Source organism: uncultured Sunxiuqinia sp. (genome assembly GCF_947495665.1).
GTDB classification, from domain to species: domain Bacteria; phylum Bacteroidota; class Bacteroidia; order Bacteroidales; family Prolixibacteraceae; genus Sunxiuqinia; species Sunxiuqinia rutila.
Map to the genome: position 1 here is coordinate 296226 of NZ_CANLZV010000002.1, position 17424 is coordinate 313649.

General features: G+C 44.3%; 12 protein-coding genes. 2 read left to right on the forward strand and 10 right to left on the reverse strand.

Going from position 1 to position 17424, the window contains the following annotated elements; all coding sequences use genetic code 11:
• Window positions 1–44 precede the first annotated feature (44 nt).
• The 8 genes from Q1A18_RS04100 to Q1A18_RS04135 form a co-directional block, all read right to left on the reverse strand.
• Complete coding sequence (locus Q1A18_RS04100) at window positions 45–968, reverse strand: YitT family protein (RefSeq protein ID WP_299577651.1); 924 nt, start codon at window positions 966–968, stop codon at window positions 45–47.
• Window positions 969–1199: 231 nt separating this feature from the next.
• On the reverse strand, window positions 1200–2522 hold the full coding sequence (locus tag Q1A18_RS04105; RefSeq protein ID WP_299577652.1) for a citrate (Si)-synthase: 1323 nt from the start codon (window positions 2520–2522) through the stop codon (window positions 1200–1202).
• Window positions 2523–2557: 35 nt separating this feature from the next.
• On the reverse strand, window positions 2558–3826 hold the full coding sequence (icd, locus tag Q1A18_RS04110; RefSeq protein ID WP_299577653.1) for an NADP-dependent isocitrate dehydrogenase: 1269 nt from the start codon (window positions 3824–3826) through the stop codon (window positions 2558–2560).
• The gene (locus Q1A18_RS04115) at window positions 3810–5060 is read right to left on the reverse strand and encodes an isocitrate dehydrogenase (NADP(+)) (RefSeq protein ID WP_299577654.1); all 1251 of its coding nucleotides are present in this window, start codon (window positions 5058–5060) and stop codon (window positions 3810–3812) included. The genes icd and Q1A18_RS04115 overlap by 17 nt, the downstream gene beginning before the upstream one ends.
• Window positions 5061–5079: 19 nt before the next feature.
• A complete protein-coding gene (locus Q1A18_RS04120; protein WP_299577655.1) occupies window positions 5080–7341 on the reverse strand; it encodes an aconitate hydratase in 2262 nt (753 codons plus the stop codon).
• Window positions 7342–7678: 337 nt separating this feature from the next.
• Window positions 7679–8437 carry a phosphosulfolactate synthase gene (locus tag Q1A18_RS04125; protein ID WP_299577656.1) on the reverse strand — a complete coding sequence of 253 codons (759 nt, stop codon included), beginning with the start codon at window positions 8435–8437 and terminating at the stop codon, window positions 7679–7681.
• Window positions 8438–8439: 2 nt separating this feature from the next.
• On the reverse strand, window positions 8440–9858 hold the full coding sequence (locus Q1A18_RS04130) for a tetratricopeptide repeat protein (protein WP_299577657.1): 1419 nt from the start codon (window positions 9856–9858) through the stop codon (window positions 8440–8442).
• A gap of 51 nt (window positions 9859–9909) precedes the next feature.
• Window positions 9910–11442, reverse strand: a complete 1533-nt coding sequence (locus Q1A18_RS04135; protein ID WP_299577658.1) for a DUF4301 family protein — start codon at window positions 11440–11442, stop codon at window positions 9910–9912.
• 237 nt (window positions 11443–11679) lie between these two features.
• Here Q1A18_RS04135 and Q1A18_RS04140 point away from each other — a divergent pair, with 237 nt between their 5' ends.
• Window positions 11680–12624 (forward strand): TIGR01212 family radical SAM protein, encoded by a 945-nt coding sequence (locus tag Q1A18_RS04140; RefSeq protein WP_299577659.1) that lies wholly within the window; start codon window positions 11680–11682, stop codon window positions 12622–12624.
• A 140-nt stretch (window positions 12625–12764) separates the two neighbouring features.
• On the opposite strand, the gene Q1A18_RS04145 is transcribed toward Q1A18_RS04140, so the two are convergent.
• On the reverse strand, window positions 12765–13514 hold the full coding sequence (locus Q1A18_RS04145) for a DUF4197 domain-containing protein (RefSeq protein WP_299577660.1): 750 nt from the start codon (window positions 13512–13514) through the stop codon (window positions 12765–12767).
• 100 nt (window positions 13515–13614) lie between these two features.
• The gene (locus Q1A18_RS04150) at window positions 13615–15456 is read right to left on the reverse strand and encodes a YgiQ family radical SAM protein (protein WP_299577661.1); all 1842 of its coding nucleotides are present in this window, start codon (window positions 15454–15456) and stop codon (window positions 13615–13617) included.
• 165 nt (window positions 15457–15621) lie between these two features.
• Between Q1A18_RS04150 and Q1A18_RS04155 the strand changes: the two genes are divergently transcribed.
• Window positions 15622–17412: a GNAT family N-acyltransferase gene (locus Q1A18_RS04155; RefSeq protein WP_299577662.1), complete on the forward strand. Its 1791-nt coding sequence runs from the start codon at window positions 15622–15624 to the stop codon at window positions 17410–17412.
• Window positions 17413–17424 lie beyond the last annotated feature (12 nt).

The following is a 17424-nucleotide window of genomic DNA, read 5'->3' on the forward strand; positions in this document are numbered from 1 at the left end:
CATTTGTGCCCTAACTTTCCTTTTGCTGAAGAAATAAAATATACTTATGGATCAATTTTCACTTTTAGGTTCTGAAATCCTTCCCCCAGAATTTCGCTGGTGTCCATTACGGTAATAAAGGCATTCGGGTCAATTTGACTAATGTATTGTTCCAAAATAATCACTTCGCGACGGCTGACAACGGTATAAATAATTTCTTTCTCTTCGCCGCTAAACATTCCTTGCCCTTTCAAGTAAGTTCCTCCACGTTCCAGATCGACCAGAATTTTATTTTTGATTTCATCATGTTTGTCGGAAATGATAAACAAAGCCTTGTTGTAATTAGATCCTTCGATGGTAATGTCAATAGCACGGCCCGTGATGTAGATTACTAGCCAGGAGTAGAGGGGAATTTGCCATTCGCCAAAAGCTGCAAGCCCAATCAGAACAATGGCTGAATCAACATAAATCAGGAGTTGGCCAAGTTGGATGCCGGTGTACTTGGCAATGATCATGGCAATAATATCCGATCCGCCTGAGGTGGCACGTGACTTAAAAATGAGGCCTAAACCAAAGCCAATAAGCACGCCTCCAAACACACAGGATAGTAATACGTCTTCAACTAAAGGAGCATTGCCATCAGCACGCATGTAAGTTATCAGATCCATAAATACGGATGAAAGTACAAAGCCAATCACTGTTTTTACGCCAAAGCGGGGGCCCAGGATTTTAATTCCGGCAATGGTTAACGGAATGTTTAAGATCAAGCCAAACAGTCCGATGGGAATTCCTTCGGGCCAAAAAGAAAAAACACCTTCAGTAAGGTAGTGCACAACGATAGCAATACCGTATACGCCACCAGGAACAATCTTATGTGGTGAAATGAAATAGACAAAACCAACTGCAAGAATAAAAGCACCAATGGTGATGAAGCTATACTCCTTGAACCATTGTACTGTAAATAATTTTTCTTTTTGAAGGAAGGCCATAAGTTTCGGTTTTTATTGCAAATTAAGGTGAGCCAAGCATGACATGCTGTGATTTTTATCAGTAAATGTAACAATTGCAAGTGTTTTGCAAAAGAGAAACCGGATAGTAGTAGATGGATTTCGGTTTTTATGGATGAGCCTGTGCTTGGTTTATCGTGAAGCTAGGTTGTTGGGCAAAAAAAATGCTCTCCGGTAAAAGAGAGCATTTCAGAGCTATATAATTTTATTGAATTAGCATCCAGGAGGAGTTTGTTCTCCTGCTTTTTCATGGTACCACTTGAGCGGGAAAGATGATGGCCGTTCAATTGGAAGACCGTACAGCCGATCCATTACCAAGCTGGCCAAAACTCCGAGTGCTCTGGACACGCCAAACAGGACGGTGTAGAAGGAATGTTCTTTCACGCCATAGTAATACAACAAGGAGCCCGAGTAAGCATCAACATTAGGCCAAGGGTTTTTAACTTTGCCAGTGGCTTCCAGAATTGGAGGAACGACACGGTGAAGCGTATTCACAATGTTGATGAGCTTATCATCTTTTACATATTTCTTGGCAAATTCTTGTTGTGCCGTAAAACGGGGATCGGTTTGGCGAAGTACGGCGTGCCCATAACCTGGAATGACGCGTCCTTCATCCAATGTACGTTTGGTGTAGGCTACAATTTGCTCTTCGCTTGGGCTATCCGTGTCCAATTCCTGCATCATGCTAAAAATCCAGTTGATGACCTCCTGGTTGGCATAACCATGAAGCGGGCCTGCTAAGCCAAGCATACCAGCGGCATAAGCATAGTAGGGGTTACTAAGTGCTGATCCAACCAAATGGGTGGTATGTGCTGAAACATTTCCTCCTTCATGATCGGCATGAATAACCATGTACAAACGAAGCAAACGCTTTACTTCTTCGCTGTCGTGTCCCATCATATGTGCCAGGTTACCGGCCCAGTCCAAGCGTGGATCCGGCTCAATGTGTTCATCGTTGAAAAACTGACGACGGTAAATGTATGCGGCAATTCGTGGCAAACGGGCAATCAGGTTCATCACATCTTCATAGGTCGTGTCCCAATAGTATTTTTTATGAACGCCTGCGCGATAAGCTTTTTGAAAAATAGAATCCGTAGCCATACTGAGGATGGCCGAACTGAACTGAGTCATGGGACGTGAGTTCTTCGGAATGGCGTCAATCACGTCAAAAACATGCTGAGGTACATGTGCACGAGTGGCCCAGTCCTTGCTAATATTTAAAACATCATCGCGTTCTGGTATTTCGCCAATGAGCATCAGGTAAAACAAGCCTTCGGGAAGTGGTTCTCCGTCTGGGTTTAAGCGGGGTAGCTTTTCGCGTAGTTCCGGGATGGTATATCCGCGAAAGCGAATTCCGGTGGTTGGGTCTAACTTGGAAGTGTCAGTAATTAAGCTGGGAACGCCTTTCATCCCTGTCATTACTTGACCAATAGTAACATTGGCAATCACTTTATCACCATGCTCATTTTTGATCCGTTGGTACTCGCTAACGCATTTGCTCGCCTTTTGATAAAACCTATTCTTAATGTATTCCATTTTAAAAAGTATTTTAGTTTGATTTCTTTTTTAAGTTAGTGAATATTTCGGATTATTTCATCAGCAAACTCTGTGGTAGACAGCAAGGTTGCGCTTTCCATCATGGTGTGCAAATCTGAAGTGACCCGACGTTTGGAAAAGGTGTGCTCCATGGCATCAAACACGTGTTCAGCAGCCTCATGCCATCCGAGGTATTCCAACATCATCACTCCGGACAAAAGCAAGGAGCTGGGGTTGGCTTTACCGGTTCCGGCAATATCAGGAGCAGTTCCATGGGTAGCTTCAAAAATGGCAAACCCACTTTGGTAGTTGATGTTGGCGCCTGGTGAGATGCCTATGCCGCCGACCATGGCTGCAAGCTGATCTGAAATATAATCGCCATTTAAGTTCATGGTGGCAATCACCGAATGGTCATAGGGATGTAACAAGCTATCCTGTAAAAAGGCATCGGTTATCGTATCTTTAATGATGACTTTTCCGGATTTTTTGGCTTCTTCCAGTGCTTTGGAAGCATCAAGCTGTCCTTTTTCCGCTTGAATTTGCTGATACTGGCGCCAGGTGAAAACCTGTTTGCCAAATTCCGATTCAGCCAGGTCATATCCCCAGTTTTTAAAAGCACCTTCGGTAAACTTCATAATGTTTCCTTTATGGACCAAGGTTACAGATGGGAGATGACGAGTAATGGCATACTGAATGGCTGAGCGAACCAATCGCTCGGAGCCATCTTTGGAAATTGGCTTAACGCCATAAGCGCTGCTTTCCGGAAAACGTATTTGGGTGCTTATGCCCATTTCATTGATCAGAAAATCCTGAAACTTTTTCGTTTTCTCATCGCCAATTTCAAATTCAATACCAGCATAAATATCTTCGGTGTTTTCCCTAAAGATATGCATATCAACCATGGAGGGGTAGCGAACGGGAGAGGGGACCCCTTTAAACCAACGTACCGGGCGTAGGCAAACGTATAAGTCAAGTGTTTGCCGCAGGGCTACGTTAAGCGAGCGAATGCCGCCGCCAACAGGGGTTTCGAGCGGCCCTTTTATACCAACCAAGTGCTCTTTAAAGGAATCCAGCGTTTCTTGAGGCAGGTAATTGCCAGTTGCTTTGAATGCCTTTTGTCCGGCCAAAACTTCTTTCCAAATGAGTTTTCGGGAAGAACCATAAGCTTTCTCAACAGCGGCATCCAATACGCTTTGGGCCGGCTTGGTAATGTCCTTGCCAATCCCATCACCCTGAATAAAGGGAATGATGGGATGGTCAGGAACTATCAAACGACCATTTTCAAGTTTAATCTTTTCTCCCATGGGTTATAGCTGTTATTTTGCTTTTCAGGTTTTGATCGATGGCATTTAAGAATTCCTCGGTTGTCAGGTAATGTTCCTGCTTAAGGTCTTTCTCGTGAATAATCAGTGCCAGGTCTTTGGTCATTTTGCCACTTTCAACCGTTTCAACACATACCTGCTCCAAGGTGTTGGCAAAGTCAATCAACGCTTGGTTCTCATCCAATTTTCCACGGAAGGCCAGGCCTCTCGTCCATGCAAAAATTGACGCAATGGGGTTGGTTGACGTGGGATTTCCTTGTTGATGCTGGCGATAGTGGCGGGTTACCGTGCCGTGGGCTGCTTCAGCTTCCATGGTTTTTCCATCGGGCGTTATAAGCGTAGAGGTCATCAGTCCTAAAGAACCAAACCCTTGTGCTACGGTATCGGACTGTACATCCCCATCGTAGTTTTTACAAGCCCACACAAAGCCTCCTTCCCACTTCATAGCGGCGGCAACCATGTCATCAATCAAGCGGTGTTCATAGGTGATGCCGGCTGCCTCAAATTTTTCTTTGAATTCTTCATTGAAGACTTTTTCAAACAGATCCTTAAAGCGGCCATCGTACTTTTTCAGAATGGTATTTTTGGTGGACATGTACAGGGGCCATTTTTTGCTTAGTGCCTGATTCATACAAGCCCGGGCGAATCCAATTATTGATTCATCAGTGTTGTACATAGCCATGGCTATTCCATCGCCTTCAAAGTCATACACATCATACGATTGCACTTCGCCACCATCTTCAGGGGTGAACGTGATGGTAAGTTTGCCTTTTCCTTTAGTCAGGAAGTCGGTTGCCCGGTACTGGTCACCAAAGGCATGACGACCAATGCAAATGGGTTTTTTCCACCCGGGAACCAGGCGCGGGATGTTATTAATAATAATGGGTTCGCGGAAAACAGTTCCTCCCAAAATATTTCGGATGGTGCCATTGGGCGAGCGCCACATGTTTTTCAAATTGAACTCGGTTACACGCAATTCATCAGGAGTAATGGTGGCACACTTAATTCCCACACCATACTTTTTGATGGCGTGAGCCGCGTCCACAGTAATTTGATCATCTGTCTCATCGCGCTTTTCCATTCCCAGATCGTAGTATTTTATATCCAGATCGAGGTAAGGGAAAATGAGTTTTTCTTTAATAAATGACCAAATAACCCGGGTCATTTCATCTCCGTCCAGTTCAACAACTGGATTTGCTACTTTAATTTTATCCATTACGGGTGTCTTATTTTGATTAGTTATTTTGTTGTTTGATCAGATTTAATGCTGAGCCCGCCTTGTACCATTCAATTTGCTGGGCGTTGTAAGTATGATTTAATTCGATTGTTTCTTGTGAACCATCGGCATGAACCAACTGTAACTGCACAGGTTTGCCAGGAGCAAAGTCAGCCAGGTTGATGAAATTAAAGATGTCATCTTCCTGAATTTTATCGTAATCGGCTTCCTGGGCAAAAGTAAGTGCCAGCATTCCTTGTTTTTTCAGGTTGGTTTCATGAATCCGGGCAAAGGATTTTACAATTACCGCTTTAACTCCCAGGTGGCGAGGCTCCATGGCCGCATGTTCGCGTGAAGATCCTTCGCCATAATTGTGGTCACCAACAACAACGGTTGGAATACCTGCAGCTTTGTAGGCGCGTTGCACTTTAGGTACTTCATCATAGCCTCCTGTCAGTTGATTTTTCACCTTGTTGGTTTCGCCGTTAAAGGCATTTACAGCACCAATCAGCATGTTGTTGGAGATGTTGTTCAGGTGCCCACGGAAGCGTAACCAGGGACCAGCCATCGAGATGTGGTCGGTGGTGCATTTTCCTTCGGCTTTGATCAGCAGTTTGGCTCCATTCAGGTTTTGACCATCCCACGGTTCGAAGGCTTTGAGCAGTTGTAAACGCTCTGAATCGGGGGAAACAATGACTTCAACTGAAGAGCCATCCTCGGCAGGTGCCTGATAACCGGCATCTTCAACAGCAAAGCCTTTGCTGGGCAATTCTTCTCCTGTTGGCGGATCCAGTTTAACTTCTTTTCCATCCTCATTAAGCAACTTATCGGTGAGCGGGTTAAAGGTTAAGTCACCAGCAATAGCCAGGGCGGTAACCAGTTCCGGAGAAGCTACAAAGGCATGGGTGTTGGGGTTTCCGTCAGCCCGTTTGGAGAAGTTACGGTTGAACGAGTGCACAATTGTGTTTTTTTCTCCTTTTTCGGCTCCGGGGCGGTTCCATTGTCCGATACATGGGCCGCAAGCATTAGCAAAAACACTTGCTCCAATCTTATTGAAAATATCGATAAATCCATCACGCTCGATGGTGTAGCGCACTTGCTCAGAGCCCGGAGTAATGGTAAATTCCGATTTGGTCTTCAGCTTTTTGTCGACCGCTTGCTGTGCCAGTGATGCCGCACGCGAAATATCTTCGTAGGATGAATTGGTACAAGAACCGATCAGTCCAACTTCAATTTTGGTTGGCCATCCTTTTTCCTTCGCAACTTTGGCCACTTGTGAAATTGGGGTTGCCAAATCGGGTGTAAACGGCCCGTTTAAGTGAGGTTCCAGCTCGTCCAGATTGATTTCGATCAGTTGATCGAAGTACTTTTCAGGTTGAGCGTAAACTTCGGGGTCGGCAGTTAAATGTTCTTTAATGCCATTGGCTAAATCGGCGACTTCTGCGCGGTCGGTTGCCCGTAAGTAACGTTCCATGCTTTGGTCGTAGCCAAAGGTTGATGTGGTTGCCCCAACTTCGGCTCCCATGTTACAAATGGTTCCTTTGCCGGTTGCAGAAAGAGATTCCGCACCTTCTCCGAAATATTCAATAATAGCACCTGTTCCGCCTTTTACGGTCAGTATGCCAGCTACTTTTAGTATAATGTCTTTTGGGGCTGTCCAGCCGTTTAATTTTCCAGTGAGTTTTACACCGATTAATTTGGGAAATTTAAGTTCCCAAGCCATACCGGCCATTACGTCTACCGCATCGGCACCACCGACACCAATAGCCACCATGCCCAACCCGCCGGCATTTACTGTATGCGAATCGGTTCCGATCATCATTCCACCGGGGAATGCATAATTCTCAAGCACCACTTGGTGAATAATTCCGGCACCCGGTTTCCAAAATCCGATGCCGTATTTATTGGAGACAGACTCCAAAAAATTGAACACCTCCTTATTGCTTTCGAGGGCAAATTTCAGGTCTGTTCGTCCGCCCACACTGGCTTGGATTAAGTGATCGCAATGCACCGTAGATGGCACTGCGGTCCGGTTTTTGCCTGAGTTCATGAACTGAAGCAGAGCCATTTGAGCCGTTGCATCCTGCATGGCTACCCGGTCGGGCGCAAAATCAACGTAGTCAACGCCACGTTTGAAATCGGCTACTTCTTCAGGACTGAAAAGGTGTGTGTATAAAATCTTTTCAGAAAGTGTGAGTGGTTTTTTTAAAATGTCTCTGGCTTTGGTTATACGAGGGCCAAAATTCTCGTAGGTTTTCTTTATCAGATCTAAATCAAACATATTGTGGTTTTTAATCGGTTGTAATTTCCGGTTTAATATTTACATCTTCCTTAACAAAAACAAGGGCTAAAGGTTTCCTGTGATAGGCTTAAGATATCAATTTTTTAGTGATGAAATATGTAACTACTTAGATGTTTTAAAGCTGTTTTTCTTTATTTAGAATAAATAAAAGGAAGGTCAGGTTTGCATTCGGGAAGTGAAAATATGTTCTTTTTTGAAGAACGGAAAGGGGAGTGTTCGCTGAGCGCTGTTGTGTAAGGCGCTGGTAGCTAGTTGCAAAAAAAAACCACCAAGAAGATCTTGATGGTTTATACGGTGTGAAATATAAACTGCTTGTTTAAGGAATGAAGCTCAGCAGCGTGTCGCCGCGAAGACCTCTGCGGAGTGTTTCCAACGGAATGACTTCCGATTGGGAAATATTGCCCAGGTTGACATTGGAGCCCAACAATTTGATAAACCACACTTGCTGGCTTTTGAGTGGGGCTTCCCATAAAATATGTTCGGTGTCAATTTCTTTTTTAATGTCCATGATGAGCTGGCTGTTGGCTGAGCCATCTTCTTTGTAAATGCCCATGTTTCCGCTTTCGCGTGCTTCAGCAATGACTTTCCAGGCGCCGGCTTCCAGTTCTGTTTTCATCCAGGAGACCCACTCTTCGTTGCTAATCTCCTTGCCTTTTAACTTGGTCCCGACTTCTGAAAAAATCTGAAAATCTTTTGCCAGCAGGTTGATGTATTCACATTTTTTGTCATGCTCAATGGGAAGAACACCGTCAGAAACTTCGGCTGTTTCAACACCACTTTCAGTAATAAATTTGCGGTAGTCGTCAAACATATTGCGGGCAATAAATGCTTCAAACAGTGTACCTCCAAAGTAGGGTTTAATGCCTGCTTGCTGATACAGTTTGATTTTCTCTTTTACACCCGGAGTTAGCAGGCCGGTACCAAATCCTAGCTTGACAAAATCAGTGTATTCTGATGCGACTTCGCATAAGTCTTCGGCTTCGCGGAGGCTAAGTCCTTTGTCCATCACCATCGTAATGCCTGATGATCTTGGCTTTTCAGGACGTCCAGGAATAAAGGGTAAGTTGAAATTCATTTTTAATAATTGGTTGATTGGTATTCTTTTATGAGTTGTTTGATCGACTCGTTTTGCTGTGCTTTGGGATAATAGTCAAATAAATCGCGGTAACTATTGAAATCGGCTCTTAGGGCTATTTCAAAATAATCCGTTGCGGAGCGTTCTTCATTATTTTCAAGCAGGTAAGCTGTTAACCGGTAATTGATATTTGAATCGTCGGCAATTACTTCCAGTGCTTTTTTCAAGATATTAATGGATTGCTGCAACATACCACGCTGGTACTGCATCTCAGCATAGGCAATCCAGCTTTCGCGGTTGTCCGGATCCAGCGACGTTGCCATCTCAAAGGCTGATTCTCCTTGCTCGTAAGCCGCCAGTTCGTGATTTATTTTCCCGTACATAAGCCAGAAGTCCGGATTGGTGTCATCCAGCTTGAGGGCTTTTTTGACCAGCGTTTGACTTTCGGGCAGGTCGTTTTCAATCCATCGGATCAAGCTTGAACCATACCAGGCATTGGCATTATTTTTATTGATGCGTAATGCTTTTTTGTAATTGGCCAATGCATCGTTGTACCGATCCATGTTCAGGTAGCATTCACCTAAATAGCAGTAGGCATCATCATTGTTTTTATCGCTTTTCAAATACTCCAGGTAGCATTCAATGGCTTCTTCGTATTGGTTGTTGTTCGACAATGCATTGGCTTTGTTGAACAGGGCCTGTTCAAACTGATCGTTTAGGGCAATCGAGAAATCGTAGGCTTCAATGGCTTTGTCATGCTCACCAATTCGGTTAAAAGTGATGCCAAGGTTGTACCAAACCGAGGGATTGAATGGATCAATGTCAAGGTATTTGTTGTAATAAAGGATGCTTTTTTCATCCTGATCATCTTTGTCGCAATAATAAGCCAGCTCGTAAAGAACCTGCTCGTTTTTGGGGTTGGCAGTGTGTGCCCGCTCTAAAAACGTAACGGCTTTTTTGACTTCTCCGGCCTGTCCTAAGGTGATTCCGATATTGTAAAGCAGTTCATCTTCCTCATCGTAGTTGTACATGATGGCTTGCTCAAAAGCGGTAATGGCTTCTTCAACCAAGCCCTCCATGATTAAGGCCGAGCCTTTGATCAGGAAAATGTCGGGGTTGCTGTCTTCGATTAACTCAACAACATTAACGATGGCCAGTGATTCATCCACTTTGCCATCCACCAAAAGGAGCTGTGCTTTTTTAATTTGGAGTGAAGTGGAAGACGGATGAATTTTCAATCCATTGTCAATTGCCAGGTTGGCCATTGACATTTGGCCTTCATCCATAAAATAATCCACAATGCCTTCTACTTCAAAAACATCAAAATAGTCAACTTGGTTGGCCTTCATCATCCTTTCAAAGCGTTTAACGGCTTCTCCTATTTCCTCACTGTCGTAAAAGTCTCTTGAATCTTCTTCCATAGAATCCCAAAAAAATGCAGCTGCAAATTTAATAATACTTTTTAGAATTACTTAATCGGGCTGATGCTCTTTTCGTAATAAGTCGTTCACGGTTTTTACCGGGTTGAAAGTCAGTATCGGAACTTCAACAAACAGGGTGTTCCAATCCGCCATGGCTCCATTCCAAAGCCCCGGAAGTTCCTGCGCTTTGAGTTCTTTGCCATCTTTAGACTTGTAGGATATAAATCCGGTTCTGGGGTCTCTTAGCAATAACAAATCATAAGGTTCTTCGAGGTAGTTTTTTGTTCCACAAATTAAATCCACCGGGTTGAAGTGGGTGGCATGCTTTACAATGTCAGCCTGTTTTTTGTCCTCAAGATTGATTTGGGAGCTTTCAACTACCTGAAGCGAAATTGACTCATCGGCATTTTTTGCCCAAAAGGGGCCGCCGCCGGGTTCGCCTTCATTCTTTACCATGCCGCATACACGAATGGGGCGGTTGAACTTCGATTTCAGGTAATGATACAATTCTTCTTTTTCCGCATAATATTGATTCGTGGGTGGTTTTACGTTTAAAACATTTTCGAGGAAAGCAGATGCTTCCGCGTAAAACTTGCTATCAAGTGCTGTGTAGTGTCTTTCGTCCAGCACGCGCTGATAATTGAAAATTCGTTTCTGGTAGTTCAGCAGCAAACCTGCCAGAGCCTTTTTGTACTTGATGGTTTCGGCCTTGAGGTAATCGGGTACCACATTGTCGATGTTTTTAATAAAAATGAGGTCTGCATCCAGGTCATTCAGGTTGTCAATTAATGCACCGTGGCCTCCCGGTCGAAAAAGCAGGCTGTTGTCTCCGTTTCGGAAGGGCTTGTTGTTCAGGTCTACCGCAATCGTGTCGGTCGCCGGTTTTTGCTGGCTAAAAGATACTTCATAGTGCACACCAAACAGCTTTTCGTACTTGCTTTTGATGGCTTTCAGGTGCGCCTCAAATACCGGTTTATGCTCGGGCGAAACCGTAAAATGCATTTGTACTTTGCCCTGTTGGTCTTTGGCGTACAGCGCTCCCTCGGCGCAATGTTCTTCAAAGGAGGTTCGGGAGTGATCCTGATACTGATGAAATTTCAGTAAGCCCTTGGGAAGATTGCCGTAGTTCAGTCCTTGCTCAGTGAGCACCAAATTGAGTACTTCAAGGGCTGAAAGCTGTTCTACTGGTTTGCCGGTTAATCGTTCAAGGTCAGCATAAAAGGCAAATTTTTTAAGTCCGTTAAAGAAGCACTGCACCTCCTTGTCTTGTAGCACCTCTTTTTCAGGGGTTCCGTTTTCGAGACGGGCTTTGGCTGTAAACAGGCTTTTAAACATGCGGCTGGCTGCCCCGGAGGCCGGCACAAACTTTAGCAGGCTGATACCTTTTTCGAGTTTGTGCTCAAAAAAATCAATAAACTGTTGTGCATGATCCTCGTTTAGTTGGATGATGCCTTTGCCAATTGTGGCTGCTTGTATTATTTCAAGGTAGGGAAAACCTTGCTCGAAATTTCTTACTTGTTCTTTGACGGTTGTTAAATCACTTCCGCGCTCTTCAATGAAAACCAAATCTTCTGCATTAAACATAGGTTGCTGTTTTACGGATTACGTTAAAGGTAAAAAATAGCTTGTAGAAATAGAACCAATAAGCGATGCCAAGGTTTTAAAGTTTTCAACATTTGTTGATAAGGCCGGATTGACTTTTCATTTCCAGAGCGATAGATTATCTGGGGTATTTGGTTGACTTCTTGCGAATTGATCTTTGACGCATATATTGTCTTTTTTCTTTCAGATTTGCCTTACTTTTGTCGGACAAATTTATTTATGACGGATCAGAATTTCCCCTGGGGACATGACAAACGATTTAATGATTTTCCGACTTATTTTAAGAATAAGTTTAACGGAAGAGTGCAAAAAGTAGCTGTAGATGCTGGCTTTACCTGCCCGAACAGGGATGGGGTCAAGGCGCGAAACGGATGTTCATATTGCAACAACAAGTCTTTCCAACCCGACTATTGCGGACCGGAAAAAAGCATTGCCGTGCAGGTTCAGCAGGGCATTGATTTTTACTCCCGTAAGTATCCAACCATGCGGTTCTTAGCCTATTTCCAAGCGTATTCGAATACTTATGCTGACTTGGAGGTGTTGAAACAAAGGTATCAGGAAGCCTTGGCGCATCCTCAGGTTATTGGCTTGGTGCTTGGAACTCGTCCGGACTGTGTGACTCCGGAAATCCTGGATTATCTGGCTGAGCTTTCCAAGGACTATTATGTGATGGTGGAATATGGCGTGGAGTCGGTTCAGGACAAAACGCTGGATCGCATTAATCGCGGACATCATTTTGCGCAGGCGAAGTGGGCCATTGAGCAAACTTCCAGCCGCAACATTCATACTTGTGCGCATTTGATTTTGGGACTTCCTGGAGAAACGCGGAATGACTTGCTGAATCAGGCGCGGGAAATTTCGCAATTGCCGGTTGAGAATCTAAAACTGCATCAGTTGCAAATTCATAAAGGAACCCAAATGGCCGTTGAGTTTGCCCGACAGCCGGAGGATTTTCACTTGTTTACAGCAGAGGAGTATGTGGAGCTGATTGTGGATTACCTGGAATTGTTGAACCCTGAAATTGTGGTTGAGCGATTTGTTAGCCAAACTTCCAAAAACCTACTAATTGCTCCCAAATGGGGTTTGAAGAATTTTGAATTTGTGGTTAAGGTTGAAAAGCGGTTGGCGGAACGAAACACCTGGCAGGGTAGGCTGTTTGAATAATTTTGATAGGGAGTTTGACTGCTGATGGATGAACTCCGTACACCAGTTTGTTAAGTGCTGAAATTCATCCATCAGTAGTTTGTAAGCTTATCCAGTTGATCGTTAGTAGCTCCAGGCTAAGGACTTCTTTTCTGGTCAATTTATTGACGGGCGAATACCCTTTTCAGAAGGTCGGTTACCCGGGCAGCCGGATCTTGCCGGATGTTTTTCTCGGTTTCTCCAATTTTCAGAAACAAGCCATCCAAGGCTCGTTGGGTGAGGTAGGCACTCAGATTGGTCTCTACCGTTTCAAGTTCAGCAAGCTGCCCAACGAAGGTGCCGGCCACTTGGTTCCATTTTCCCGTCATTTCGTCCCACGACTGTTGAGCCGAATAGTTGCCAATGATTTTCTTGTTCAGCGATCCCTCAATCTTGGGTTGATAGAGTGCTACCAGTGCATCATAATTGGTGCGTTTCAAGTATTCCGTTGCAGCATAATCGCCACCGGTAAGCAGACCGGCTGCATCCTGAATGCTCATCGACTTGATGCTGTTAACCAGAATTGGCGCCGCTTCTTTGGCCGCATCTGAAGCTGCGGAGTTGATGCTGGTAATTACTTTATCAACCAGCTGTTGTCCACCGGGAAGTTTGCTCAGGTTGTTGGTGATCATATCCGCCTCAGGGGGGAGCAAAATCTTTACTGCTTCATCTTTTAAGTAACCATCAATGGCAGACAGTTCGGCAACTGAGCTGTCGGTTCCAACCACCAGCGCTTGTTTTAGTCCGGCGATAATTTCTGTTGTCGACAATGGTTTCTGCTCATCATAAATGGTTCTGGCCATTTGCTGCATCTCGGCACAACCAGACAGGGTCAGCATAAATAATCCTAAGAGTATCAGTCTTGTATTCATTGTATGTGGGTGATAAAAGGTTAGCGTTCCCAATCACAGGGCTTTTGGTCAATTCAGAAACCCTGTGATTGAAAACTCAGCAATAAGTGATTTTGTTTAGTTAATCCAATATTTTCTTTAATAAATCTTTACGGTTCAACTTAATCAATTCTTGCCGTATTTGCTGTTTGTACTCCTTTTTGTACCAAAAGAAAAATTTGCGTTGCGATAGTTTTTCCTTCTTGGACTTGGGCGTAAAAACCTTTTCCATCGTGTATGGATGGTAGCCCGTGTAATAAATGACGGTCGCCAGGGTCATTGGTGTAGGTGTAAAGTCCTGCACTTGCTCAAGTTTAAAATCGAGTTGCTTGGTTTCTGCAGCCAGGTTGGCCATGTCGGAGTTGTGGCAACCCGGGTGGCTCGAAATAAAATAGGGGATCAATTGCTGGTTCAGGCCTTCCTGTTTATTTATTTCGTTAAATGTCTTATTCAGTTTGTAAAACAGCTTAAATGAAGGCTTACGCATGATTTTTAGCACGTCGTCGGAAGTATGTTCCGGAGCCACTTTCAATCGCCCTGAAACGTGGTGCTTAACAACTTCGCGCAAGTAAGTCATGTTTGTTTTATTGACCTGCTTGTCTTTGGTTTCGTGCAGAATCATGTCGTAACGAATGCCGCTGCCCACAAAGGCTTTCTTGATTTTAGGATGCTGACGAACTTTGCGGTACAGGTCGAGCATGGGTTTGTGATTAATGTCCAGATTCTTGCATATGTCGGGGAAGATGCACGAGGGACGCTTGCACTTGCGGCAAATTTCTTCATGAATCCCTTTCATTTTGTACATGTTGGCTGACGGGCCACCCAAGTCGGAAATATATCCTTTAAAGTCGGGCATCTGGGTAACCTGGTCCAGCTCCTTCAGAATGCTCTTTTCGGAACGGCTGGCGATGAATTTTCCTTGGTGTGCGGAAATGGTACAAAAAGTACAACCTCCGAAACAGCCACGGTGAATGTTGATGGAGTGGCGAATCATTTCGTAAGCCGGAATGGTGCCTTTGTTTTTGTATTTGGGGTGTGGTAAGCGGGTGTACGGCAAATCGTAATACCGGTCAATTTCCTTTTCAACCAAGGGAGGCCAGGGCGGATTGACAACCACCTGTTGATTGCCGATGTGCTGCGTGATTTTGTTCGCTTCCGTTTTATTCGACTCTTCCTCGATATGCATGAAGTTTTTGGCAAACTTCTTTTTATCGCTTAAGCATTCCTCGTGCGAATACAAATCAATGTTATTCCATTTCTTGTTGGTTGCGTATGGCGCATCTTTTTCAATCAAAAAGGCCGTTTGGGGCAGATTGGTAATGGTGCGCGCGTCAACGCCCCGTTGAATCAGACGCGTAAAGTCAATGATTGATTTTTCGCCCATGCCATAGAACAGCAAATCTGCTTTTGCCTCTTTCAAAATAGAGGGCTTCAGCTTATTTTGCCAATAATCGTAATGGGTAACCCGGCGCAGCGATGCTTCAATTCCACCCAGCATGATTGGGGTGTCGGGGTACAATTCCTTCAGGATATTGCAGTAAACTGTTGCTGCATAATCCGGACGTTTGTCGTGCTGACCGCCGGGCGTATAGGCGTCTTTTGAGCGCTTGCGTTTGTTGGCGGTATAGTGGTTTACCATGGAGTCCATGTTTCCTGAAGTAACTGCAAAATAAAGTCGGGGAGCTCCCAATTTTTTGAAGTCACGCAAATCATCCTGCCAGTTGGGTTGCGGAACAATGGCCACGCGCAGGCCTTCGGCTTCCAAAACCCGTCCAATTACGGCAGCTCCAAACGAAGGGTGGTCAACGTATGCGTCGCCTGTAAATAAAATCACATCGACCTCGTCCCAGCCGCGTTCTTCAATTTCCTTTTTGGTTGTAGGCAACCAATCGGTTGTCTGATATTTATCGTATAACTGATTCACGTATTATCCTTTCTTAATATTCAATGTGCAAAGTTAACCTGCTTTTATTGATTTAAAAGACTTTGTCCTCTTTTTTTAGAGGCGGATATGTTTAAGAACCCATCCGCTTTTGCAAAAGTAAGCCGTATCCTTCTTAAATTTAATGCGTGCTTAATCTGGTTAACTATGGAAATCGTAAAACCCAAAGACATTCTTAAAGCAAGTCCGTACCTGGCTTACCTTGGAGGAGAAAACCTCGCTAAATTTATCATGTATGTGTTACGGTTCAACAAGCTTAACCGCATTTATGGTCAAATTGCCGATAAGCAGGGGATAGCGTTTATCGATGAATTGATTAAAATCCTGGAAATTAAATATGAATTTGATGAGTCAGAGTTGCGTAAGATTCCTAAAACCGGGCCGTTTATAGTGGTTGCCAACCATCCGTTTGGTGGGCTTGACGGTATTTTGCTGATAAAAATACTTAGCCTGGTTCGGCCGGACATTAAAGTGATGGCTGATTTTTTGCTGAAAAAAGTTGAGCCCATCAGCGAATTTTTCCTGCCGGTTAATCCATTTGACGCACGAAAGAGCGAACAATCAGATGTTGGAGGAATTAAAAATGCCCTTCAGCACCTGAAAGCTAGTGGAGGCTTATGTATTTTTCCTGCTGGAGAGGTTTCGGGTTACCAGGCGAACAACAAGATTACTGACCGCCAGTGGCAATATGTCTCTCTTCGGTTTATAAAACACGCCCAGGTGCCTGTTGTTCCTGTTTATTTTGGAGGGCACAACAGCCGGTTGTTTCATCTGATTGGGCGGATTAATCCGAACCTGCAGCAAGTAAAACTTCCTTCGGAATTGCTGAACAAAAGACGCCGGCCAGTTAAAGTTCGCATCGGGTCGGCCATATCGGTGAATGAGCAAGCTGGTTTTCCCGAGGTATACCAGTTTGGGCGCTTCCTGCGGGCGAAGACTTACAGTTTGAAGTCGCAGATTGAAATTCGACGTTTTTTCAATTATTCGTTGAAAAGACAACGGCGCATAGAAGAAATCGTCAAGGCTTCATCAACCGAGTTGGTGGTCAGCGAGATTGCCGGATTGAAAAGCGAACGTTTGTTGTTTCAGGTTAAGAATTTCCAGGTGTTCTGTGCGCCATCCAGCGAAATACCAACCGTGCTTTATGAAATTGGCCGCTTGCGCGAAATTACCTTTCGCGAAGTGGGAGAGGGCACCAACCGGGGCATTGATCTGGACGAGTTTGATTTGTATTACCATCAACTTTTTATTTGGGACGATGAGGCGGAGAAACTGGTTGGAGCCTACCGAATAGGTAAAGGAACCGATATTTTGCATGAGTTTGGTGTGCGCGGGTTTTATATTCAAAGCCTGTTTAAATTGAAGGAGGCCTTTGAGCCGATTCTTCGGGAGTCGCTTGAGTTGGGCCGTTCGTTTGTGGTGAAGGAATACCAGCGTCAGCCTTTGCCCTTGTTCTTGCTGTGGAAAGGCATTTTGTACTTTCTGCTGAAAAACCCGGAATACCGCTATCTGATTGGACCGGTAAGTATTAGTGCCAACTATTCGAAAAGCTCAAAAGAGCTGATCATCAAATTTATCATGTCGCATCATTTCGATTGGCAAAATGCCCGTTTGGTAACTCCCCGAAAAGCTTTCAAATTTAAGAGCCAGGATCCGGATATGAACGTGATTATGGAAAACCTGGATGACATTAATAAGCTCGATCGATTCATAGGCGATGTTGACCTCCAAAATCCGGGACTTCCGGTTTTGTTGAAAAAATACATTCGTTTAAACGCCAAAATCATTGGATTTAATGTTGACCCCAAATTTAATAACTGCCTGGATGGATTGATTTTGCTGGATGTTTACGATGTGCCCAAAAACACCATTGAATCACTTTCAAAAGAAACAAATGATGGGGCTATTCTGAATCGCTTTTATAACAGCAGGGAGTGAGCTTAAAATCAG